Annotated in this window: 22 protein-coding genes and 1 tRNA gene; 5 read left to right on the forward strand and 18 right to left on the reverse strand. The window is 33.6% G+C overall.

What is annotated here, in order from left to right; all coding sequences use genetic code 11:
* Nucleotides 1-82: 82 nt before the first annotated feature.
* Both A9G12_RS09905 and A9G12_RS09910 read right to left on the reverse strand, forming a co-directional pair.
* Nucleotides 83-2410 (reverse strand): TonB-dependent hemoglobin/transferrin/lactoferrin family receptor, encoded by a 2328-nt coding sequence (locus tag A9G12_RS09905; RefSeq protein WP_065565693.1) that lies wholly within the window; start codon nucleotides 2408-2410, stop codon nucleotides 83-85.
* A 207-nt stretch (nucleotides 2411-2617) separates the two neighbouring features.
* Nucleotides 2618-2971, reverse strand: a complete 354-nt coding sequence (locus A9G12_RS09910; RefSeq protein WP_065565694.1) for a hypothetical protein — start codon at nucleotides 2969-2971, stop codon at nucleotides 2618-2620.
* A gap of 88 nt (nucleotides 2972-3059) precedes the next feature.
* On the opposite strand from A9G12_RS09910, the gene clcA reads away from it, so the two are divergent.
* Nucleotides 3060-4442, forward strand: a complete 1383-nt coding sequence (gene clcA, locus A9G12_RS09915; protein WP_065565695.1) for a H(+)/Cl(-) exchange transporter ClcA — start codon at nucleotides 3060-3062, stop codon at nucleotides 4440-4442.
* An 18-nt stretch (nucleotides 4443-4460) separates the two neighbouring features.
* On the opposite strand, the gene prfH is transcribed toward clcA, so the two are convergent.
* From prfH to A9G12_RS09940, 5 genes are all read right to left on the reverse strand, one after another.
* Nucleotides 4461-5081, reverse strand: a complete 621-nt coding sequence (gene prfH, locus A9G12_RS09920) for a peptide chain release factor H (protein WP_065565696.1) — start codon at nucleotides 5079-5081, stop codon at nucleotides 4461-4463.
* Nucleotides 5081-6169: an RNA ligase RtcB family protein gene (locus A9G12_RS09925; protein ID WP_065565697.1), complete on the reverse strand. Its 1089-nt coding sequence runs from the start codon at nucleotides 6167-6169 to the stop codon at nucleotides 5081-5083. The genes prfH and A9G12_RS09925 overlap by 1 nt, the downstream gene beginning before the upstream one ends.
* A 608-nt stretch (nucleotides 6170-6777) precedes the next feature.
* Nucleotides 6778-7434 carry a hypothetical protein gene (locus tag A9G12_RS09930; RefSeq protein WP_065565698.1) on the reverse strand — a complete coding sequence of 219 codons (657 nt, stop codon included), beginning with the start codon at nucleotides 7432-7434 and terminating at the stop codon, nucleotides 6778-6780.
* 193 nt (nucleotides 7435-7627) lie between these two features.
* Nucleotides 7628-8458, reverse strand: a complete 831-nt coding sequence (locus A9G12_RS09935; protein ID WP_065565699.1) for a MetQ/NlpA family ABC transporter substrate-binding protein — start codon at nucleotides 8456-8458, stop codon at nucleotides 7628-7630.
* A 365-nt stretch (nucleotides 8459-8823) separates the two neighbouring features.
* Complete coding sequence (locus A9G12_RS09940) at nucleotides 8824-9615, reverse strand: acid phosphatase (RefSeq protein ID WP_141674150.1); 792 nt, start codon at nucleotides 9613-9615, stop codon at nucleotides 8824-8826.
* 385 nt (nucleotides 9616-10000) lie between these two features.
* On the opposite strand from A9G12_RS09940, the gene A9G12_RS09945 reads away from it, so the two are divergent.
* Together A9G12_RS09945 and A9G12_RS09950 are read left to right on the forward strand one after the other, a co-directional pair.
* Nucleotides 10001-10768 carry a hypothetical protein gene (locus A9G12_RS09945; RefSeq protein ID WP_065565700.1) on the forward strand — a complete coding sequence of 256 codons (768 nt, stop codon included), beginning with the start codon at nucleotides 10001-10003 and terminating at the stop codon, nucleotides 10766-10768.
* Nucleotides 10769-10782: 14 nt separating this feature from the next.
* Nucleotides 10783-11565 (forward strand): hypothetical protein, encoded by a 783-nt coding sequence (locus A9G12_RS09950; RefSeq protein ID WP_065565701.1) that lies wholly within the window; start codon nucleotides 10783-10785, stop codon nucleotides 11563-11565.
* Nucleotides 11566-11781: 216 nt separating this feature from the next.
* Here A9G12_RS09950 and A9G12_RS09955 read toward each other — a convergent pair whose 3' ends face one another.
* The 6 genes from A9G12_RS09955 to hemA form a co-directional block, all read right to left on the reverse strand.
* Complete coding sequence (locus A9G12_RS09955) at nucleotides 11782-13320, reverse strand: hypothetical protein (RefSeq protein ID WP_065565702.1); 1539 nt, start codon at nucleotides 13318-13320, stop codon at nucleotides 11782-11784.
* A gap of 550 nt (nucleotides 13321-13870) precedes the next feature.
* Nucleotides 13871-14740 carry a hypothetical protein gene (locus A9G12_RS09960; RefSeq protein ID WP_065565703.1) on the reverse strand — a complete coding sequence of 290 codons (870 nt, stop codon included), beginning with the start codon at nucleotides 14738-14740 and terminating at the stop codon, nucleotides 13871-13873.
* 522 nt (nucleotides 14741-15262) lie between these two features.
* A tRNA-Leu gene (locus A9G12_RS09965) sits at nucleotides 15263-15349 on the reverse strand.
* 98 nt (nucleotides 15350-15447) lie between these two features.
* Nucleotides 15448-15690, reverse strand: a complete 243-nt coding sequence (locus tag A9G12_RS09970) for a zinc ribbon domain-containing protein (RefSeq protein ID WP_065565704.1) — start codon at nucleotides 15688-15690, stop codon at nucleotides 15448-15450.
* A gap of 154 nt (nucleotides 15691-15844) precedes the next feature.
* The gene (locus tag A9G12_RS09975) at nucleotides 15845-16096 is read right to left on the reverse strand and encodes a DUF1289 domain-containing protein (RefSeq protein WP_065565705.1); all 252 of its coding nucleotides are present in this window, start codon (nucleotides 16094-16096) and stop codon (nucleotides 15845-15847) included.
* Between the two features lie 34 nt (nucleotides 16097-16130).
* Nucleotides 16131-17402, reverse strand: coding sequence for a glutamyl-tRNA reductase (gene hemA, locus A9G12_RS09980; RefSeq protein ID WP_065565706.1), 1272 nt, complete (start codon nucleotides 17400-17402; stop codon nucleotides 16131-16133).
* 176 nt (nucleotides 17403-17578) lie between these two features.
* On the opposite strand from hemA, the gene lolB reads away from it, so the two are divergent.
* Nucleotides 17579-18199, forward strand: coding sequence for a lipoprotein insertase outer membrane protein LolB (lolB, locus tag A9G12_RS09985; RefSeq protein ID WP_065565707.1), 621 nt, complete (start codon nucleotides 17579-17581; stop codon nucleotides 18197-18199).
* Nucleotides 18200-18211: 12 nt separating this feature from the next.
* The gene (gene ispE, locus A9G12_RS09990) at nucleotides 18212-19051 is read left to right on the forward strand and encodes a 4-(cytidine 5'-diphospho)-2-C-methyl-D-erythritol kinase (protein WP_065565708.1); all 840 of its coding nucleotides are present in this window, start codon (nucleotides 18212-18214) and stop codon (nucleotides 19049-19051) included.
* Between the two features lie 93 nt (nucleotides 19052-19144).
* Here ispE and A9G12_RS09995 read toward each other — a convergent pair whose 3' ends face one another.
* The 5 genes from A9G12_RS09995 to A9G12_RS10015 all read right to left on the reverse strand — a co-directional run bounded on the left by A9G12_RS09995 (nucleotide 19145) and on the right by A9G12_RS10015 (nucleotide 24423).
* The gene (locus tag A9G12_RS09995) at nucleotides 19145-19792 is read right to left on the reverse strand and encodes a DUF421 domain-containing protein (RefSeq protein WP_065565709.1); all 648 of its coding nucleotides are present in this window, start codon (nucleotides 19790-19792) and stop codon (nucleotides 19145-19147) included.
* Between the two features lie 155 nt (nucleotides 19793-19947).
* The gene (locus tag A9G12_RS10000) at nucleotides 19948-20715 is read right to left on the reverse strand and encodes a transporter substrate-binding domain-containing protein (RefSeq protein WP_065565710.1); all 768 of its coding nucleotides are present in this window, start codon (nucleotides 20713-20715) and stop codon (nucleotides 19948-19950) included.
* Nucleotides 20716-20943: 228 nt separating this feature from the next.
* Nucleotides 20944-21627, reverse strand: a complete 684-nt coding sequence (locus A9G12_RS10005) for a response regulator transcription factor (RefSeq protein WP_065565711.1) — start codon at nucleotides 21625-21627, stop codon at nucleotides 20944-20946.
* Between the two features lie 3 nt (nucleotides 21628-21630).
* Complete coding sequence (locus A9G12_RS12260) at nucleotides 21631-23076, reverse strand: sensor histidine kinase (RefSeq protein WP_065565712.1); 1446 nt, start codon at nucleotides 23074-23076, stop codon at nucleotides 21631-21633.
* 3 nt (nucleotides 23077-23079) lie between these two features.
* Entirely contained in the window at nucleotides 23080-24423 is a 1344-nt protein-coding gene (locus A9G12_RS10015; RefSeq protein ID WP_065565713.1) for a vWA domain-containing protein, read from the reverse strand.
* Nucleotides 24424-24618 lie beyond the last annotated feature (195 nt).

The raw sequence follows: 24618 nt of genomic DNA on the forward strand, positions 1-24618 counted from the left end.
TATGATGTTATCAAACATAATATAGATAAAAATAAATTCTACCAGTTTAACTGATAGAATTTATTTAAATAGAAATCAAAAACTAGAATCTATACGATACACTAGCTTTAAAGTTACGACCTAAACCATAAGTGTTTTCACCTAGATAAAGCCTGTAATCTTTGTTAAATAAATTATCAACAGCTAATTTAACTTCGGCTTTAGGTAAAAAAGTTGGTTGCCAACTAGCAAATAAGTTGTGTAATGAATAACCTGATGATTCTCCTAATGCATAAGACTTGAGATATTTGCGGCCTGTTCGGTCTTGTTTTCTAACAAATTGTCCATTCCAGCCAGCTCTTATATTCCATTCTGGAATTTTAAAACCTGTAGTTAGTGTAGCTGTTGTAGGTGCAATTGTTGCGACTTCGGTTTTTTTATTCATCCATAGTGATTGCGGAACATGGTCTCTAGTACCTTTTTGAATTGAATAAGTCCCACTAGCAAACCAATATTTACTATCATAATAACTTTCTAATTCAAATCCTTTTATCACCATTTTTCCTGGAACATTATGATAATTTGATAGTCCTAAAGGACAATATTTACCCGGACCACAAATAGAATTATCATATCCACGAGTTATAAATATCTCATTTTTTACTTGTTGCCTAAAAAATGTACTTCTAACTTGTAGTTTATCCGCATCAAATAAAAGATTTTTAAAATCTAAAATATTACCAGCTCTAATTGACATATTACGTTCTTTTTTCAAATTTCGACTTGTTGCTGAAATTTTACCTGAACCGCCGTATTTAGGAGTAAATTGGACTTCATAACTTTCATCAATGGTTGGAGCTTGCCATGCATAACTAACATCGCCAAAAAAGCCAACATTTTGCGTTGCTTGCCAATAAGTACCAAATCTAGGAGTCCAACCAGTATAAGTAACTGGTGAATAGTTATGTCCAAAGCGAGGATCTGGATCACTATAAGCAGGAGCATAATTCTTTTTACCATGATTGCGTACATAATCATATCTAAGACTTGGTGTTAATACAAAATCACTTATGGATTGTTCATCTTGGATATAAAAACTATAATTCTGTTGCTTACCTGAGGGCATATAGGCTGGTTGGAAGTAACCGTAATTATGGCTCGCTTTCTTCTTATAAGAATTTAAATACATTAGAGTATCGCGATCGTGTAAATGAGCTTGTGTACCAATTTTAAGTGCATGATCAATTGGACCCGTAGTAAAAATACTAATATTTTCTAATTCTACAGTTTTATCAGTATAACTGACCCAACTTTCATTCCCCATGGTACCTAGTGATGCAATCGCATCATATTTAGCTGGACGGGTATCGTGTTGTTTAGTTTTTGAATATGTTGCCTGTAAAGTTAAATTAATTAATGGATTATAAGTAGGTTGATAATTCCATTTAAATTGAGCCGAATCGTCAGTTTGATCACGATTAACCAATTTTCTTAACCAAGCACCTTTATAACCATATTTTTTAATTTGAGCTGGAGTAGGAGGATTCATTTTTTCAACATATTTTGATGCCCACGGTTGCCATGAATCACGTTTAGAGCGAATGCCTGATACGGTAAAAGTATGTTCTTCATTGGGCCTAAAGTTGAATTTCCCCATATAAGTATCCATATCATCTTCAGAAAATACAAAGCGAGAACCATCAGCTCGTTTAAAATTACCACTATCGCGATTATTGTAGTAAAAAAGAGCATCAAACATATCATCCTCAGTTTTTCCATAAACAGCACCTGTAACCATATTTTGATGATTATTAGAATGGAAACCATATTTAACTAATGCCCCAACAAGTTGATTTGGATCTAATAAGTCAGTAGCATCTTTAGTTTCCATTCTAATTGCACCACCAAATCCACCATTACCAAATTTGACATCATGAGGACCTTTGTTTACTTCAATATTTTTAAGTAACTCTGGTTCCACAAAAACTGATCCTTGTCGATATTTTTGAAATCCTTTTTGTGCACCATCAACAATTATTTTTACATCTTCAACTTTTTCAAATCCCCAAATGTTTAATGTTTGACCTCCAGGCCTAATTGATCCTGAAGCACTAACACCAGGTAAAGTGTTCAATAATTCAGCAACATTATCGGCCTGTTTTTGTTCTATTAGACCTGAAGATACTGTAGAACGGCCAGCAATAACACTATTTATTTTTTTTAATTCATTTTGGGAATTTGATCTAGCTGTAACGGTAATGACATCATCAATATCTTCATTTGTATTTGTATTAGTTTTATTTTTGTTGCTTTGTTGTAAATGCTCTTGTCCATTTACTTTTTTAGTATCCATATTATCTCTAGCCAATTGTTCAGCTTGTAGAGAAGTACTTAGAAAAAATAATAATATACCTGCCTTCTTATAATCCATACTTAATTCCTTTCATGTAACTTTTTAAATTATTTGAATATTAATAAAAGATTGACCATTAACCCTAAAAAAGATAATGATAATCATTATCTTTTTTAGGAGCGTGATTATATTTACTTTGGTTACAAATAGAAAGGGAAATATAGATTTAAATATTTAGTATCAGAGATATCAAAAATTAATTAATTATAAATCAAATAATAATATCTATTGTGGACTTAGGCGATAACCGGCTGATTGTATGCTATCTTTTTTCACCCAACCCGATATATCTTCAGGATGGTCTTTTAAAAAGTATATAGCATAATAAAAATTACCATAATCAGAATATACAATTAGCGTAGAAATTTCATCAGATCGCAACAACGTATCGGTTCGACAAGCTTCATTAGGGGCTGAATATAAGTAATCCTTTTCACCATTGTTGTTTTTTAGTTGGTAGGTTTCGAGAGGAGAAATCATCACACTATTTTCTGTAGCTTGTTGATTTAATAATTCACAATCGGTAGCAGTGGCAAAAAAAGAGGTTGATAACAGTACCAAATACCATATCTTTCTCATGTTAAATTCCTTAAAGGTAAATTCGGTACCTTGTTTTTCTCAATTATAATAGTAAAATTCCCAATTATTTCTTAAACCATTATGCACTGTGCCTAGTTATTCATCCATAAAAAAACACCTGCATCTTTTTCATAAGATTAAACGTATCCAAGAAAAAGCGCCTTTGATGGTGCTAATTATTGCTGGGGTTATAGGAACCATTACCGGTATTATTGGGGTAATGTTTCAATATGCTGTCAATTGGGTTATCAGCATCCGCAAATTATTAATACTACATTTATTTGATAATATTTGGTTAACTTACTTAGCCATTTTTTGCATAACCGGAGCTATGGGGCTATTTGCCTACTATTTAGTTGAACGCTGGGCACCGGAATCGGGTGGTTCAGGTATTCCGGAAATTGAAGGTGCCTTAATGAACTTACGCCCAGTACGCTGGCGTTATGTATTGCCGGTTAAATTTATAGGCGGACTCGGGGCTTTAGGTTCGGGTATGGTGTTAGGGCGTGAAGGCCCAACTGTGCAAATTGGTGGTAATGTTGGCGCCATGATTTGTGATCTTCTTAAAATTAAAAATATTGCTTATCGACATACTTTTTTAGCCACGGGTGCTGCCGCCGGGATCACTGCCGCCTTTAATGCTCCCCTCGCTGGTATTTTATTTATTATTGAAGAAATGCGGCCACAATTTCGTTATAGTTTAACCTCCATTAAAGCCATATTTGTCGGTGTGATTATGGCAAGCATTATGTACCAATTTCTATTTAATCAAACCTCCGTGTTTCAAATTGGTCATTTTAATGCCGTACCGATTCAATCATTATGGCTGTATTTAATTTTAGGAGCACTATTTGGCGGTATTGGAGTAATTTCTAATAAATGTATATTACTGATGCAAGACCGTTATCGACAATTTTATCAACGCAAATCATATAATTTTTTAGCCACTGGCTTTCTGCTGGCGGGTATTTTTGGCGTAACTAGCTTCATTTTGCCAGAAATAACTGGTAGCGGATTTGATTTTATTCCTGACGCAACTTTTGGTAAATATGCTATTGGTACGTTATTTTTGATCTTATTGATGCGTTTTATTACCACAGTTTTATGTTTCAGTTCCGGTGCACCCGGTGGCATTTTTGCACCAACTTTAGCTCTCGGTACCACAATTGGGATTGTTTTTGGGTTATTCACTCAACAAATTTTCCCCAATTATCGTATTGAACTAGGAGCTTGCGCTATTATCGGCATGGGAGGTTTATTTGCCGCCACCGTGCGGGCTCCATTAACTGGCATTGTATTGGTGATGGAAATGTCAGATAACTATCAGCTAATATTACCAATGATTATTACTTGTTTAGGCGCAACCCTAATTGCCCAAGCATTAGGTGGAGTACCGCTCTACTCGGCTATATTAGAGCGGATTTTATTAAGAAGTAAGTCAGTTGAAGCTGAAAAAACAGAACAAACGTAATTCGTTTTGGTCTTTTAATTAACCCTTTTGTTCACCAAATCCTTCACCATAGAACATCAAGCCACTACCACCGCGTGGAATAGACTGGTGAAATTGATGTAAGGCTGTTTTTTGTTGCTGCTGTTGATTGGCCTTATATTGGCAGAGTTTATGTAACAGTAATAATTTAGCTAATCGTTTATTGGCATGTTGGCTGCGTTCCGTTTGTACTTTGACACTTATACCGGTTGCAATATGGGTTGCCCGCACCGCTGATTCGGTTTTGTTTACATGCTGCCCCCCAGCACCCGATGATTTCATAGTCGAAAATTCAATTGCACTATCCGTGATTGGTACAGGATTAGGTAAGCAAGTTACACCAATAAACCAATTTTTACGTTTATGCTTAGGTCGATAGGGGCTTTGGCAAACCCATTGTAAAGTGCCTTGCCAACGCGCACTCAATTGATCTTTTTGCTCCCCTTCTATTGCAATGAGTACTGAGCGAAAGGTGCCGGATTTTTCACTCGGCACCGCTTCCAATATATCTGCAGACACATTTAATGCTAACGCTTCTTGCATAAATTGATTTACTGCCTTAGCCACCGCTAAAGTGCACTCATCCGGACCTTTTGCCGCAGAAAAATATAATAATGTCATCAATTTTCCCCCTGCGTTTTATAGGTCAATATAGGGGTAAGTTGGGCAATAACAGTAATAATATTGGCTTGTTGCATTGACTCAATCACACTATCGATTGATTTATATGCTTGGGGTGCTTCTTCAAAAATTAAACTATTATCAGCACAAATAACGCGACTACCTAGTTTAGTACGCATCATATCATTTACACTATAGCGATTTTCTAGTTTACCCTTACAATCAGCACGTCGCCATTTACGCCCGGCACCGTGCGCTAATGAAAGTAACAGATCTTCACTCGGTATTGGCTTGACTAAATAGCTGTAATCACCGCGTGAACCCGGTACAATCACAATTTCGTCCATGGCTGATGATGCACCTTTACGGTGTAACCAATAATCTTGCTCAGCTAAAGTAACTTTTTGCAAAAAATTATGACAGACATTAAGTACTTCATGCCCTTGAGTATTAAGGTTTGTCATGAGCCTTTGCGCCACAATTTGCCGATTTAATATGGCAAAATTTACCGCATTATCATGTTTAGCTAAATAATCTAGTGCTTCAGGACTATTTTCAACTAAACCTTGATAACCAAAGCGCGCTAATTGCTTTTGTAAAATAGCATGCCCGAGTCCTCTGGAACCCGAATGCACCAATAAAAACAACTTCTTAGCATTAAGCTGGTAATGATTAAAAAGTTGTTCATTATAAACTTGGCTTACTTTTTGCAGCTCAGCAAAATGATTGCCACCGCCAATCGTACCAAGATTATAGTTATGACGGCTATCAGGCTGATCGATATTACCAATACGGCGTTCAAGTTTATCGATACTTAATTTCGCTAAATTAATATCGGTTTGCCAAAAAGCCATTCCACAACCGATATCACTCCCTATCAACACCGGATAAATAAGTCCATGACTTAAATATGCTGCTCCGATAGGGTAACCTTGCCCCGGATGTAAATCTGGCATTCCAACAACTTTGATCATATTTGGTAAATCTGCCGTTGCTTGTAATTGTTCGATAGCCAAGCCATCAATCCAAGTATTTTTTGACGCTATCCAAAATGTTTTTTCAGATAGCGCTTTAATAGAATTGTCCATATACCAATCCATTTAATAAATATTATTGTTTTTGTGTTACCCAATTTATGTAAAAAGATCGATATTTGAATAATTTGAAATCTACAAAATAATAATATTCAAATATTAAATAAAATTTAGTAGTTACAATATGACTATATATTACCTAAACCAAATCATATGATTCGCATCAACAGATAAAGTCGTTTTTACATAAAAAGTGTAGATAGATTGGCAGGCTAAGATCAGCAGAATGAATTGAAATAAAAATTGAGAGGAATAAATACTCAACTATTGTGCGATAAGCCTGCAAAGATTAGTTAAATAAATCATAATTAATTCTCCTTTACAGTTAACAACGGTGCGTATAATAGTCAGCTTTGTCATAATTGTAAATAGTTTGTTTCGATTATTTTTCATTACATTATAAGTAAAATGTTATTTTTGGATTTACCATTGCCTTTAAATTTGAATTAGTAACTATTATTAAAAATTTAGATAAATTAGTGGTGAAAAACAAAATTAGGATTTGTGGGAGGGAAGTAATAAATATCCCAATAAAACTATTAGGATATTTAAATCATACACAATCAAAAGCACATGTTATTTTTGATTGTGTATTAATCACATTAATTTTCAGAGTCAGAATAATCACTTAGTTTCTTGGTATTAGCCAGGAAACTAATTTTTGTTTTCAAACCTGCGTCTTGCATATGTTTGAAAAAATCATCTTCGCTAAATATTTTGGTCTTAACAGCTTTAGATTTAAATTTTTTGAGTTTTACGCTATCAGGAATTGGTTCATCCAGGAAATAATCCCATTTATACTCATCTTTATTAATAAATAAACTATTAACTGGCATAAATGGAGCTTCTATCTCTTGTAATTCGCCATCGATAATTGCTTGAGTTGTATAATTTATATCATCTTTTTTGCCAGAACCACTTTTAATCGTGTCACTTATAGCGCCCAAAAGAGAATCTTTTTTATATTCTATTTTATAAATTACATAGTTACTTAAAGTAGGATTAATAATTGCAAAAGATTTTATTGGTTCAATATTAAAATTAACCGTGTCATTATTATAAGACAAGTTATGTTTACCAGATTCAAATTTATAATTGGCGCCTGATTTTGCTGGTATTGCTAATTTCTTACCATCAATTGCAATTTTAATTTCAGTTGCAGTAGGATTGTCAATCCAATATTCAATGGATTTAGATTCAAAACAACCGACCAAAGCAAAGCTACAAATTAGTAGTAAAAAATATTTTATTTTTTTCATCACATTCTTTTATTATAAAAATTAAAAAGGACGCGAATTCTAACATATTTGTAATCAAATTGTAATTTATGATTAATAATTATACGGTTAATAGTCTTCACCACCCTCAAAGGGTTATAAGCAGCTAACTAAAACTAACCGAGTATAAATACCCTAATCGGGATAATTAGGGTAACAATTGTAATAGATTTACTTACTCCTGCGGCCAAATAAATCGACCTTTAGCATCAGGATCTTCATTAATAAAATTTTTCAGTTGTGCGGATTGATAAAGTTGTTTAACGTCTTTAGCCCATTGAGTATCTAAATTCTGTTTTTTTAACACCACCATGAGTTCTAAATTTGGTGATAACTGTTCTTGAACTAAAGCATTTTCGGCTGGCACTTTACTTAACCATGCCACCCCACCTGGCATAACTGCATAATCAACTTCGCTTAATACCCGAGGGATAAGTTCGGATAAAACGGTTTTAAATTGTAAGTTATATTTGTTTTCAGCAATATCATCTATACCTACCGTACCTGACTGAGCTTGCGGTTTTAAAGTGATCCAATGTAATTTTTGTAATAACAATAATGATCGTGCGGTATTGGAAGGATCTTTAGGAATCACAATGGTTTGTCCTTGTGCAACTTCATCAATTGAATGGTGAGATTGCGAGAATAAAGCTGCTGAAATCGATGGAATATGAACTAGCGAAACTAAATCATTATTGGTTTCTTTATTATATACATCCAAATAAGCTTGATGTTGCGCCGCATTCATATCGATACTACCTTCAACTAAAGCTGTATTTGCATCCCTTAAAGAACTAAAGTTAACCAGTTTAACACCATAACCCTTCTTTTCTAACTCAGGTTTAACCACTCGCTCCATTAAAATGTTATGCATGCTCGGTGGCATACCCACAATAATTTCTTTTTTCTGTACTTGTTCTGCCGGCGAAGAAGTAGATTTTTGCTCGCAGGCAACCAAAGTTAACCCCAAAAGCATAAGAACCACAAGATTAAAGTATTTTTTCATTATTTCTCCTTGATACTTAAGTGTTGGTAAGGTGTAAGCAAATTAATAGATATTTATGATTGTTTCATTATAAAGATGGAACGGCGATCAGCAAATATAAAAAAATTATATGGATATTATAATTAGTCATATAAAGGTTGCGACCAGTAGAAAATAGGTATTTAACAAATAGACTCTAATTCAAATAAATTATAACCATATACAAATAACGCTAGTCAATGTTAAATTATGATTGTTTAATGCTTTTACTAAATGATTATGGTAAAAATTAGTATAAAATTATTATTAATTTATTGAAAGTTGTAAAATTATATTACCCCTCCAATTATTTTTAGAGGGGTAAAAATTAGTCTAACAAATTATTATTATTTTTTAGCTAAACTATATTGATGTTGAACTTCAGCTGTTGCTTTACGAAGATCTTCCTGAAATTTAGGTAAAGTCATTAAGCGAGAGTATTCAACAGCACCAACAATACGTCCTGCATCAACATCACTTTGCCAGTGAGCGCCACAAATCATACGGCTTTGGCCAAACTCATATCCACGTTTGATAATAGCTTCAGCATGTGAAGGAGCCATTTGTGCTAACACCAATGCTACAGTCCAACCATATGAAGTGTGACCAGATGGGTATGAACCATTTTGACGTAAACGATCTTCTTCTGCTACCGGTTGGCAAGTATGGTTACCAAAGAATACGAATGGGCGTTTGCGCATATAGGCTTCTTTAGCTGTTTTAGTAGCATTATCTGCAGAATCAACAAGAAGGTCACCTAACATTTTATAAAGAGTTGGTGTTGTTTCTGGTGAAATAGTAATCCCCATCGGTACTGAAAATATTTTTGCCATATTAGTTGTATGCAAATCAGCATCCATTGTCGCTTGTTTCCAACGTTCAGTATCTTTAAGTTTATATCCTTCTTGATAAGCAAGTTTATCAGCTTCAAATACTGGGGAATTGTCTTTTGGTGGCCCTGGAAGGTAATCATTACTACTAACAGCTTCGGCTGCAGTATGGTAAGTAGGCCCAACTTCATGCCCTAGAAAATCTTCAGTAGAGCCTTTTTGAAAGGCTAACAAAGATGATGACATAAATAATGAGCATACAGCAACGGTTATCCCTGCCATTTTTAGTGTATTTCTTTTTTTGTTCATTTTATTTCCTTACTATCAAATTATGATTGAATAATTAATTGAACCTGTAGTTTTACAGGTTGATACTTCCTGTTTTTAATAATTGATTAATAAACTCCTCCAATAAATCAAACAATTAATACAATGAATCGATTCAGCTTTAATAATAAAAAAGTAACTAGTTTTTTTAATACTACTACTTGAATTTTAGTTAAACAAATTCGATATCAATTATTGTGATTTTTGTCACATATTTATTTTGAGCTTAAATAACCAGTAATAATCATCGGTTCCATGACTGAAGTTTTATAAAGACTTTTATGCACTTTTACGTTATTGTTTTATGCAGGAGTTGCAATAATGACAAAAAACTAGCTGACATATAAATGAATAAAGGTAATCTTCAATGGCATTTAAAAAAATTATTTTAGTGGGCATCGTTTTGACATTATCAGGCTGTGACCATAATCCGTTAAATAGTACATTTATAAGGAATAACTATTTAACTACTTTTGATTTTAAATCTGCTCCACACTCTAAGCCAATAAAAAAACAGACTTTAAAAGGGAGTAATTTACATACAATCATTGGCAATGCTAATGGACTTTTTCAATCATATACTTCTGCTGATTTAAGTTTTAGTGTTGATTATGCAAACCAAACATATAACTATAATATTAGGGGCCAGAGTTACCAATATACAATCAATTTTGATGATCAAAACAACATTATATCAATGGAAGATCCTCAAGCTAATAAAAAATTATTAGTAACTTTTGATAAGCATGGGCGAGTAACAAAAGTCGAAAATTCAGCTTTGGGCGATGAACCTATTATTTTGATTACTAAGTTTTTCTATCAAAATAATTTCTTGACTAAAAGTTCCATAGAAATACGCCAAAAAGTGGATGAATCGATTTCTTTCCCAGTTAATTTTAGAGAAACAGAGTATTTTTATAATAATCAAAAACAATTGCATAAAAGTATTGAATATACTTATTACTCTGACATGAGGGCGCCAGATCAAGAACTTGATAACCAGCAACAGCCCGATAAACAAGAAACCTGTGTTTATGATGATTATAACCAACATGGTGACTGGACTAAATTATATTGTCTTGATGCCAACAACAAAACCAGCAAATTTCAATTACGCACAATAGAATATTATTGATAAGGTGTACCAAAATGCCAAGAATAACGTTAATTATCTGTTTATTATTGCTATTATCAGCATGTAAACGAAGTGAAACCCAATACCCTACTTCACTTATCAATAATTATGTGTTTTTTGGCGCTTTCGAATATATGCCTCATTCCAAAATAATCAGAGAACAAACGATCACCGGAAGTGAACATAAAATTCTGAATACTAATCCGGATGGATTATTAACATTGATAACAAGTAAAGAATCGGCGAAATTGCTTCAATTAGGAGGCGATGACAATATCGATGAATTAAAAATGATTATCAATTATCAAGCAGCCAAAACCATAATAACAGATGGAGAAAATAACAAATTATTACCCGAATTTAATATGCAATTTGACAGCAATAATAATATTTCCAAATTAGAAAGCTTAAATCTTCTTATGACTTGGTTAGCAAGCTATGACAATAAAAATAGATTAATAAAAGTTTCTCACACCACTGACTCAAATTTTATAACGGAAACTATAACTGTTGATTATGATAAACAGCAAATCCAAAAAATTACTACTAAAGTAGATTATAATATTAGTGATCAACAAAAACTTTACTCTATACAAGAAAAGCAATTTTATTATGATGAAAAACATCGCCTTAATAAAATTATAATTAATAATCACCGTGAAATTGATCAATCTTCTGAACAAACTATTGAGTGTTCATTTTATGATTATAATGAAAATGGTGATTGGACTAAATCCTATTGCTTAATACCTAATCAAAAATACACCTATTTTACATTACGCGAGATTACTTATTGATGTTTGGAGATGAGGTTAATTTTAATAACACTACAGATAACGAATATTAATTAGTATCCGACTCTATAATTGTTTTTATTCCCAACAAACATAAACTGCGCAAACTTCCCTATTTACTAGGCTGACCAACCTATTGTTGGCTTGTTTGCTCATACCACTGTTAACATTGTTATTTTACTTTGCTTACTCTATATTACATACATTATGGATTAGTAACTAAGGATAAACGCAAATCGCATCGAAATATTCAACCCAATCCAAATATGAATTACCAACCATACCGATATCTGGAGAAACATAAAAAACCTTGTTTTCATTGGTGGAACTTGACCAGATGTTTTTACTGATATAGGTGATATCAGAGTCAGTCTCATAATATCCATACGTTGCGCCCCATTCGCTAAGCAGACCAGTACCAATATTACGTTGATACCAGTTACCATTTGAGCTAGGCGTAGCGCCAACAAAACCTAAGCTAGACGTATCGAGTGAATTGGTTAATTCTTTTAAATTTGGTAAACGATAACCATAAGATGAACAATATCTCTCTGCATCTTGATAACCCATGCCCCAAGATTTTCTAGCGACAAACCATTCTTTTAAAACAAAACCATATTTTAATACCGCACTATTACTATTATCATAACCTACTATCTCGAAGGTCTGTGGTAAGATTGGCTTAACAAGCGTTGCCTCCTCTGAAGCCTCTTTACTATTTACAACTGGACCAGTAAGAATAACACGAACAGTAGGATTTAAATCATCATTAGATGGCTCCATGGTAACGGTAAAGTCTCCTCTAGTAACAGTTGGCCAAGTCAATGTCGAAACATTAATACCACCTATTTCTAAATAAAAATACATTTTATTAGCTCCAGTAGTCGGAAAGTTACGACTGTAACTTGATGATTCTGTCGATTGCACTAGAAAGCCTTTTTTTGGGTTCCATATGATGTCTGGGCCAGCGTACTCACCTTCGCCGGAATCCAGATTCGGTCTGGCATAGCAGATTTTAGGATTAGATTTAGGACTGATATAATAAGTGGCATTACTACTGCTGAAATTACTACTATTTGGTACTCCATACTGGGTAGTTAAACTACCATTAGTACTGGTTAATACCACTTTATAAGGGGCGTCACAAATGCTTAATACAGTATTACGACTAACAGCGTTGTTTTCTTTATCGGTAATACTAACACTTAAATTACCGGTAGCAGTAACACCATTAGTACCCTGACCATCACCATCATCATCGCCCCAATAATTATACGGGGCACCAATTAAAGCGTTTAAGGTGATTGAATCAGTAGTGGGGGGCACCAGCATACCAATATCCGCAAAACTTTGGTTTTCTTTAAGTAACACTATTGGATTATCAGCGGTTGAAATATTGTTTGCGGGAGTGTAAGTGGTTTTACTAGTACCGTCCGATATAGTAATACCTAAAAGACCATCAGTAGTAGTGATTTTAGTAACTCCATTATCATACGTTAAATAAGGACTACTACCATTAATAAACTTGACTGTACTGGCTAATAACGCCTGAGTATTAATTGAATAGGATAAGAATAATAAAGGTATTAAGGCTAACGTTACTTTAGATAAATATTTTGTGCTTATAAATGATAATCGTAACCACGATAAAGATAGATAGTTAGGTACTAAAATAAATCTTAGCAAGAATAGCTTAGCTAATACGTATTTAAGAAAATTTAAGTTAAAATACTGGCAGTGTTCATTATTGTACTGCATAGCGTCCTTTTCATCAGGTATAGTTTTATTTTATTTAAACTTTTGATGTTTGATTGCTTAAATACTTATTTTGAGTGATAAAATTATAACTCCTTGAAAAAATTTAACTACATTTTTTAAAAAAAAATTTTGTAAAGAAATGTTAATTATACTAACCCCATTACTCACGCGGTAACAATTTTTTATTCTTAGTTCTATGGTATTTAAATGTTTCAAATCGTTTTTTATACTGAAACGTATGGCTATTTGGAAACATCTTGACTATTATTAATGATTCATTTTTACAAGTAATATTATACCCCTGCGCCGTTAGGAGATCATTTATTAGTGGACATTATTTTGCCTTAGCGATAGGGTCACCTATACAGTCTCATGGCTGGACGCTTCTTTGGTAACCTGATAATGGATACGCAGTTTTTGTTTGGTGTTGAGCCCCACAAATTCCTTAGCCTTAAAATTGATATAAAAAAGTAAATTTACTTATAAACTACCCGAATTATCACCTAATTATTTTAAGAAGATTTTTATTTAGGTATGTTTAATGCATAATTTATTCTATTGACATAGGTAGCTTTTTTAATTCGGTGTAATAGTTTTTATAGGCTGTAGATTGAGTAATAGCTCTATCCAATTGTAATTTATTATTTAATTCATGAGCATATTGAATAGTTTTGAATGGATCATTAGCAACACTTCTATCAGCAGCTAATTTAGCCCAAGCAGTTACTTTTAGTTTATCAGCAGCAACACCTATCCCATAATAATAAGCTTCAGTTACTCTTGCTAAACAATATCTATTACCTGTTACTTTTGCACAATTTTCATAAAGTTGTATTGCCTTTGCTTCATTTGGTGATTTTTTACTGTCAGGTAATAATAAATTTGCTACTTCATCTTTATCTAATCCAAAAAGTAAAATATCAGCATAAGTACTATAATCAGTTAAATTATTTTTTAGTGTAATATCAATGCAATGTAATTGTTTTTTAAGTAAGGTCTCAGGTGATATTTTTTTATTCTCTAGAATAGATTGATTATCTTCTTGTATTATTTCATTACAAGATTGAGGATGATCTTCCTCAGAAAGATCCCAAAAAATATTAAATGCCACATTTTGTGATTGTTCATAACTGAGATTAACCCGATGGTTAATATTATTATAATATCTTAATAAATAGGCATAAATATATAAGGCATTAGGGTCACCTTTATCTTTTTGAGCTATTAGCTCATTGAACATAGTTACATTTTTAACACCATAGGAAGGATTAGCACAAGCTAACATAGAACGAGCATAATCCATCGTCCAGTAATTATTTTGTTGAGCCATTGCTTGTTCCTTTGTACCTACTGTTTGTGCAAAACTTGGTACTGTTACAATATATATAAATACGATAACTATTTGAATAATTTTATTCATAGCTACTTTGTTCCTTGGATCAAAGTGCTAAATAAAAACCTTAACTTAAGCAATAATAACATAAAAAAGATAATTTATTTTTAATGAGTTATCTGTTGCCGATTAAAATTGAGATAGCTCCATAAAATATAAACGGTTTATTTGTAAGCAAAGATACCTTATATTTCGGTATAAAGCTTCCATTATTAAAATAAAAAAAATTTATTAAGGAGACACCATGCAAGCACCTACAAAAATTACAACGCAATAAATCCAGCATGATTAGTACTAAACAGGTAAAGTTCATAATTTTGTGTAGCTCAACTCAAAGATAATGGCAAGTAATTCTTCAAAATCACTACTAATAAATGCTTTAAAGCTTTTTTAGCATAAAACCATTTTTGAATCAGATATATCCGATTTTTCATTTGCTTGGGACTAATTTCAGTTGAACTCTATTGATTCATAAAACAAAATGAAAAACTTATCAGAAAAGACCTTAGACATAAAAAATAGTTCTTAACTGGATTGTATTTGTGGACTTGGTGCCAGTGGTCGGACTCGAACCGACACGCTTTTAAGGGCGGCGGATTTTGAATCCGCTGCGTCTACCAATTTCGCCACACTGGCATTAGAAGTGTAAATAAGTAAACGTTGGCATTATACTAAGCTCTGAAATATCTGCAACAGATATTATAATAATGTGCTTTAGTTGCCTAAAAATTCAACTACCACCTACGTTTCCAAGCCGGTAGCTTTTTAAGTATAATGTATGCTGTTTCTTTCGCTATGGCATAATCAACATTATGATGGTTAGCATAATGTAACGATAATTCGTGCCATTTTTCATCAAAAGTCTTCATTGTTCCATCTTTATGAGCACAATGTTTACAATAATTTTTGGACATATCATGTAACGGATAATCACCAATAGCAGTCATCGGCATGCCACATGCAATGCACATTTTCATATTTGAGTTCTCTTATAAATTAGTAACAGCAATTAAATATTTTAATTGACTACATTAATTAACTACATTAATCAATGTATAAGAAATGCTACTCCGAGTTATATGCAAATACAAGCTGCTAGTAACTATAAGTGTATTAATAAAATTTTATAAATTAAAAATTAAATTTGCCTTGCTGTAATACAGGAGTAAATGATCGTTTATGTTGTTGCCACAGTAAATAATGGTGTCGTAATCGTCGTTGCTTGCATAGGCGCAATATTTGTTGTTTTTGGGCATCAGAAAAACTGAACCAGTTAAATCTTTCTGCTCTAGAGCGAAAGCATTTGAAGCAATAGCCTTGTTTATTGCTTTGGCAAATACCTTGGCAAGGACTGGGAATAGCAAAAAATTCAAGCTGATCCATTCGGCATTTTCCTTACTACATAGCCGTTAATACCTTAGTGTTTTTTTAAACCTAATCCTTTACTTAATACACTAAAACACTCATCACAATCATGGGTTGCTGCATGCAGTAATGTTTGCGTAGGTGCATGAATTAATTTATTAGTAAGTTTATGGGAAAATTCAGCAAAAACTTCATCAACATTGGCGCCTTGTTTAAGCGCGTTTAGGGCCTTAAGTTCAAGTTGTTGTTTGATATTTTCGGCATTACTACGATATTGTTTAACAAAAGCCACAGCATTGCGTGATTTAAGCCAATCAATAAAATGTTCGGCTTGTTCTTGGATGATATATTGTGCTTGGTTGGCAGCTATGGCTCGTTGTTCCAGATTATTAGCCACGGTTTGGTGTAAATCGTCAATAGTATACAGATGCAAATTAGCTAAGGTAGCAATTTCAGCTTCAACGTCACGCGGTACTGCTAAATCAATAAATAACATTTCTTTATTATTTCGTGCTTGCATAGTTCGCTCCACCAAACCTTTACCAATAATCGGCAGTGGGCTAGCGGTTGAGCTGATCACAATATCAACTTCGTTAAGGCGAGTTGCAATATCAGGTAAAGAAATGATTTCCGCATCAATAAGCGTAGCCAATTTTAGAGCTTTTTCACGAGTACGGTTTGCTACGATGACATGCTTAAAGCCATGAGGTTTTAAGTAACGAGCGATCAGTTCAATAGTTTCCCCTGCCCCAACTAGCATGACCTTTAATTGTTTAGCGTCACTAAACAGGTTGCGGGCAACTAGGCAAGCAGCATAAGCTACCGAAGCAGTATTAGCCCCTATATTAGTTTGTGTTCGTACCTGTTTAGCAACATGAAAAATAGTTTGAAAAAGCTTGGCTAGTTCAACTGATAAACAATTATTGTGTTGTGCTAAGCTGTAAGCTTGTTTAACTTGCCCTAAAATTTGCGGTTCACCAATGATCATTGAGTCAATACCACTAGCAACGGCCATAAGATGTTCGATTGCTATTTGCCCTTCATACCAATACAGGCAATCTTGATAAGGTTGTAGATCAAGATGATGAAACTGAGCTAACCAATTGTTAACCGATTGTTTCAACCGTAAGTAATCAGTTGCGTGTTGATAACTTACATAAATTTCAGTGCGGTTACAGGTAGACAAAATAACACAACCATCCACTAAAGGATGTTGAGATAAACTATACAGCGCTTTAGTTAGAACTTCATTAGGGAAAGCTAGTTTTTCCCTAATGTCCACTGGCGCAGTTTTGTAATTAACACCTAATATTGATATTGACATTGCACTGCTTCTTATTAAAAATTTAATTTGGCATGATGATTCTATTAAGTATCCAATTGCAAATATTATACATAAAAAAATAATATAAGGTTAATTTACAGTAACTTTTTCTATTCTGCTAATTATCAGTTATAATGCCCCACTTAGTTGTTCTTAAACACTTAAAGAGTCATCTTATGCATAAAATTAAATACGTTCTTCTAATAACATTATCTTTTTTACTTATAGCTTGCCAGACAAATAAAGTAAAAAATAATACCTCGATACAACAGCAATGGCATGTTCATCAACAAGATTTAAAACAAGTAACGGCTTTTCAAGTTAATGGCAGTATAGCTTATTTTGGAGATAACTCACGCAACTATGGCCGCTTTTTAATCATGCAACAAGCGGTGAATAATTATGAAATAAAAATAACCACTCCTGTAGGCACCAATATTCTGACCTTGAAAGCTAATAACAATTATGCGGAACTTATAGATAAAAATGGCAAAAGTTATACAGATAAGAACGTCGAAGATTTAATGAGGAAAATCTCTAATATCAATATCCCTTTAGATTCATTACATAATTGGTTAAAAGGATTTTCGGATGATATGAATACCGACAAATTGGATAATTCCGGTAGATTAGTGGCTACTGAATTTATGCAAAACAACAATCGATGGAATTTAAAAATTAATAATTATATGACCCGCAGTTATAAAAACAAAAATATTGACTTACCGGCTCTAATTGAACTGACTCATGGTGACCAACGCGTACGTTTAAAAATTGATAACTGGGTATTACGTTAATAGGAATTAGTCATGAAACAATGGTTAGCTCCTGCTAAATTAAATTTATTTTTATACATTACTGGTCGTCGTGCCGATAATTATCATAATTTACAAACGCTGTTTCAATTCATTGATTATTGTGATCAGTTGACATTTAAGGTTCGTCAAGATGGTCAAATCAATCTATTAACTGAGTTTGCACACATTCCTAGCCATAAAAATTTAATTGTAATAGCGGCGCAAAAATTAAAAGCCTTTATCAATCACCCCGATTTGGGAGTTGATATTGCTATTGAAAAAAACATCCCCATGGGAGGGGGCCTTGGTGGAGCATCATCCGATGCTGCGACCGTTTTAGTAGCACTTAATCAGTTATGGCAACTTAATCTGTCAACACAAGTATTAATGGATATTGGCAGAGGAATTGGTGCTGATGTACCTATTTTTATATATGGACATGCTTCTTTCGCACAAGGTATTGGTGATCAATTTCAAGCATTAACGATTCCTGAACATTGGTATTTAGTCACCTGCCCTAATATTGAAATCTCAACAGCAAATGTTTTTAATGATCCTGAGCTTACTCGCAACTCAGCAGTTAAAAACATTGATGATTTACTGGCGTTACCGTTTGCCGAGCATTTAAATGATTGTGAAAGCATTGTCCGTAAACGTTACCCTGAGGTTGATAAAATAATTGCTTATCTTTCGCAATTTGCTCCAACTCGTTTAACGGGGACTGGTGCCTGTATTTTTACTCAATGTAAATCCAAGCAACATGCCATGGAAATTCAAGCACATCTTGATGCTTTATCAGTGCATAGTATTATTGCTAAATCACTAAATGAATCGCCACTTTATACAAAGTAAAGACAATATATTCGATTATTATTTCATCTAGCTAATTTTGGCTACGTGAAGCAATAACCTATTACTACTAAGAAAAATATAAATAAAAATATATTAATTAACTGAATCACCAGGTATAACAAATAGATGCTGATCGTAATATTCGACACAATATAAGCCTTCATAAGAATGGTAGCCTTGTTCTGCCAAGCCCGCCTTTAACCAATCTTCATCTTTGCCCAAACTTTCTAAAACATCGGCGATCGGTTTTTCATTTTCTAAGACGATTACTGAAATATCTTTATCACCTTTTTTAACTACCGTTAATTGACCATTGGGTTCGAGTATAGCTTTGTCAACGGCATTGATGGTGAAGATATTTTTCATTCTAAGTAATACCGCAAAACTAGAAATATCCATATTAATCGCAGCGAAAGCTGACAATTTTAATTTGCCGTTATCCATTAAGATGATCGGATTACCCACAATAAAAGCCTTGGCATTTTGGCTTTTTTGCTTTAAATAATTCGAAGTGTACATAATGACGGTCCACATAACTATTACCACTAAAAAATCCAACACTGTTAATTTAGGATTGTAAATTATGCCACCGGCTATACCACCTAAAATCATATTACCAATAAAATCAATGCTCGACATTTGTGACAGCGAGGTTTTACCGGTGATTTTCAAAAATAAAATGATACAAATAAATACAACCAATAATTTCAATGCAATGACCAAAAAATCGTAATAATTCATTTCAGTATTACTCCAACAATATTATTGATGTTTAATTAGTAAGAAAGGCAAGAATAGGAATTTAAGAATCGGCAGTAATAATACCTGTTTGTTATGAGTTTGTCTTGTTATAAAAAATGGCGGTGTTAACCGCCAATTAATCACTAATTTGTAACTTAATTGAAGTGAGTTTTAACGCCCCATTTTACGGCAAATTGTTCTTTATTTGAGGTTGGTAGCCAGTTATTAATAATATCGATTAATTTTTGGTTATCCGACTGAACCATATAGGCTTTATAACTTTCTGTTCCTTTAAATGGTTGAGTAGTTGCCAAACATAATACTTGTGGTTCTTTATATTGATAATACTGACCTTCAATAAGATCGGTTACCATCATATCTGCGGTTTTATCCCTTAGAGCTTGAATATTATCAAAGTTATTTTTCACCCGGATTATTTGGGCATTGTGAATGTTATTATTAACAAAATTTTCATTAGTGCCACCCGGATTAACCACTACTTTGACTTTAGGTTGATTTATTTTGTCTAAAGAACTCAGATTGGCGGCAACATTACACGCGGCCAGCGCAATTTTTCCATTAGGTATCACTTGGTTAGACAATAAGAATTTGGCGGCACGATCTTTGGTATAAGTTACTCCACCCATAGCTACGTCATACTTATCATCAACTAAATCCTGCGATAAAGTTGGCCAACTGGTAATATAAAACATAAGGGTTAATTTAAGTTGTTTGGCTAAATCTTTCGCCATGTCCACGTCGAAGCCAACTAACAAATCTTGTTTATCGTAAAAAGCCAGTGGTGCATAATCTGCTGGCACTCCAATACGGAGTACGCCGGAATTGATAATTTCGTCATAGGTTCTTGCGTGCGCAAGTTGCGAACCTAATAGTAATATTGCCAATAATGCTAGTTTTTTCATTATTCCATTCCTTTTGCTAATCAATTATTACCTAAAAGTAGGTTACTTTATGTTAAGGTGATTTATTCAAGCGTCACTGCTTTAATTACTTAAAACAACTTATATTTAATTTGATATCGAGCTAATAAGCAATTTATTTTTGACTAAAATGAGTAAATTAAAATAAATGCAAATGCCTAACCTAAATAGTTGTCAATTTTTTGGTTGGCGTGATTGCTATATTGAAATTTAATAGCGATACCCTACTCCATGAATGGTTTTAATCAGCACCGGATTGAGTGGATCAATTTCAATTTGTTTACGTAATTTAGAAATGTGCTGATCAAGGGTGCGACTATTGGGGGAATAATCATAGCCCCACACATAATCGAATAACATGTCGCGAGTTACTACTTGGTTTTTATTTTGGTACAAACACTCCAAGATTTTGACTTCACGCAGTGATAATTCGATTACTTGATCTTGGCGTTTAGCACAAAGTTCTATCGGATAGATGGTGAGATCACCAAAAACGAAAAACTCATCCGTTGTTTTATTGGTTGCTTGGGATTTTAAATAACGTTTGGCGATGGCTTTAATGCGCGCCCGCAGTTCGTGAACGCCAAAGGGTTTACTCATAAAATCATCGGCACCAAGTTCGAGCCCGACTACACGATCAATTTCTTCATCTTTGGCGGATAAAAATAAGATCGGCACATCATCATTTAATTTACGAATTTCACGACAAACACTATAGCCATCGAGTTCCGGCATCATAATATCTAAGATAATAAAATCGGGCTGATGTTGCGCAAATAGTTCTAAGGCTATGTGGCCATTTTCAGCCTCAATAATTGCATAACCCTCTTGTTCTAGCAAAATTGCCATGCCTTTACGAATATTTTGATCATCTTCGGCAATTAAAATTTTCATCGTTTACTCCATTAAAACTAGTGAAAAAGCCACACCCGGTTCATAATTGGTCACTTGAATGCTGCCATGTAATTGTTCGGCTAATTGATTAGCAATGGTTAAGCCAATACCAGTACCGGAAACCCCTTCAGTGATGGATGATTTAATCCGGTAAAATGGTTTGAAAATTTGTTTCAATAATTGATTAGGGATGCCATTACCATAGTCACGTACACTAATAATAACTTGTTGATCTTGGCGTTTAAGTGACAAATCAACTTGCTTACCCTGTGATGCATATTTTTCAGCATTACTAAGGAAGTTACTGATAATTTGGATAACACTATCGGCATCGGTGTTAATAATGCAAGGATGCTGCTGATCTAAAAACAAATTAAGTTGCAATGACTTAGTTGCTAACACCGGTTTAAAAGTGGTATAAATTTGTTGGATTAATTGAGTTAAATTAACAGGTTTAATGTTGAGTTTAGCCGGTTTATTAAAATTCAGTATATTTTGCACTAGTCGCGTTAAGCGTTTACTTTCGCTGCTGATCACGTCGAGATAATCAGTAACCGGTGGCGGTTCATCTTCTAAATGTTCTCTGAGCATTTCTGAATACAGCGAGATGTTAGTTAAAGGGGTTTTAAATTCGTGCGAAACCTGACCGACAAAACTGACTTGTTGCCGTGCTAACCGTAATGCCCTTGTATACTCACGGTACCAATAACTGATGAGGCTAATAATCACAATAACCAAAAATACAATAATCGCACCACCTAATAAATATAAGTTAAGTAGACTAGGTTGTTGATAATAGTAGGTTAATTGCCAATTTTGTAACGGGTAATCAAACACAAGCATTACGCTAGTGGCATCTTGTGCACCATGGGTATAAATTAATTTGTCATTATTGAACAAGTTGAAATCATCGTTTAGTGGCTGATCATCAAATAAATTAACTACGTCTAAGGCAAAGTTGAGTTGCGAGATCTCAAAGCCAACAATGGTTCCGGAAAATGTCGACCAATAGATCAGGTGATCATAAACTTGATACCAACCCGATTCGGGGCGATATTGTTCCGTTTGGGTATTATGATTAATTAGAATAGAATTATCATATTGAATTGAATCAACAATTTTAGACCATTGTGAATCACTGTTGTTAGTAAGGTATGCTAGCTTATGGTTTTTAATAATAAATATATTTTTTATATCGCTTTCTGTTCGCTGTAGGTTATCTGCTTTGGCTTGGTCGTCATTAATAAATTGCGCTAATTTATTAAGATAAACACTACGCTGGTTTAACAGCGATTCCACCGACGATTTTATATTGTTGGCTCGACTTTCAGCTAACATTTTGACATGAGTTTGCTGCATTAGCACTTCATGTTCAATGGTGCGCCAGCCTAAATAACTAAACGTGGCCACCAATATAAACATCAATAAAATCGCTGTTATTCTTTTCATCAGTTATTTCTTAATTGTTCCTTGTTTAGATTCATATTGTTTTTCAGTTACTTGTTTACGATACACTTTTTCATCAGTTGTCTCAATAGCATCTGCCATAGCTTTAATTTTGCTAGCTTGTTGACTTAATCTGCCTCTGACTTCTGCTGAATCGGCACTCATTGATGCACCTATACTCATAAGTCTATTGCTATTATCTTCTAACATTTTTTGCGCAGCTGCTTTATCGCCGGCATTATACATTTCTAAGGCTTTTTCGTTATCTAAGGTTACTTTTTGGATTTCAGTTTCAGCCACCACATCCTCAATAACCGAATCTTTTACTACTTGCGGTTTATTGGTGTAACCAATTTTCACCAATTGGCTTTGATTTTCAGTTTTATTCGCCAGTAAGTTATCATACTTTAATTCTACTTGAGCTAAGGTTTTATCTTCGCCGGTTTTACCTTTGCTTGGGATCACTTCTAATAATAAGTATTTTTCTTGATTGGCATATAGTTGATTCATTCTAACGGTAACTTGGTTATCTTTTATTGAACCATCACGACCTAATAAACGTACAGGTTTGACACCATCTTTTAATTGAATATTAATTACTACGTCTTGAGCAACCACAGACATTACATCTTTAAATTCACGTACAAACACGTTTTCCAGATCATAGGTATTATCAACAAAAACATGATTACCATCACTATAACTGGCAATGGTTGACATTAATACTTCATTGTAATCAGAACCAATACCTAAAGTAGTAATGGCAATATTATTTTTGGCGGCTACGACAGCTAGTTCTGATAACTCACCGACTGAGGATGGACCAACATTAGCTTGACCATCGGAAAGCAAAATAATGCGGTTAATTTTGTCTTTAGAAAGTTGCTTTTTAACTTGATTAATGCCTTTACTTAAGCCAGCAAATAGTGCCGTTCCCCCCCTAGCTGTCACTTTACTATTTATTTGACTAATCAGTCTTTGTTTATTGGTCACTTTAGTTGATGGAATGATGATTTCGGCATCATTATCAAAAGTCACTACCGAGATGGTATCATCTTCATTAAGCATATTAACGGCTAAGATGGCAGCTTCACGGGCTTTTTCTATGCGACTACCGGACATAGAACCAGAACGGTCAATAACTAGAGCTAAATTAATGGGTACCCGTTTAGCTGAATCAAAATCAACGCCAGTTAAAGAAATTTTTAGGTAGTTTTTATCTTGGCTGTTTTCAAGAACAATTGGTGAGGCTAATTCCGAACGAATTTGAATTTGTCCTGATACTTTAGCTTGGCTAAAGAAGCTGAATAAAGATAGCCCAACTATGGCTAAGGTTTTTATAAATTTCATGGCAATATCCTTGTTTATGAAGTTTATTCAATTATCTTCTTTCTGCCAATTAAACTGTCTAATTATTGTATTTATTTGTAAAAGTTTGTAAAAAACTCAATATTATTTCAAATGATCACTAAAATAGTGCCGCGCTATTTTAGCAAATATCAATTTAAGCGTTAACCATACTATTACTTAAAATATAAGCAATTA

The organism is Gilliamella sp. wkB112, from assembly GCF_001690685.1.
Classification (GTDB): Bacteria; Pseudomonadota; Gammaproteobacteria; order Enterobacterales; family Orbaceae; genus Gilliamella; species Gilliamella apicola_J.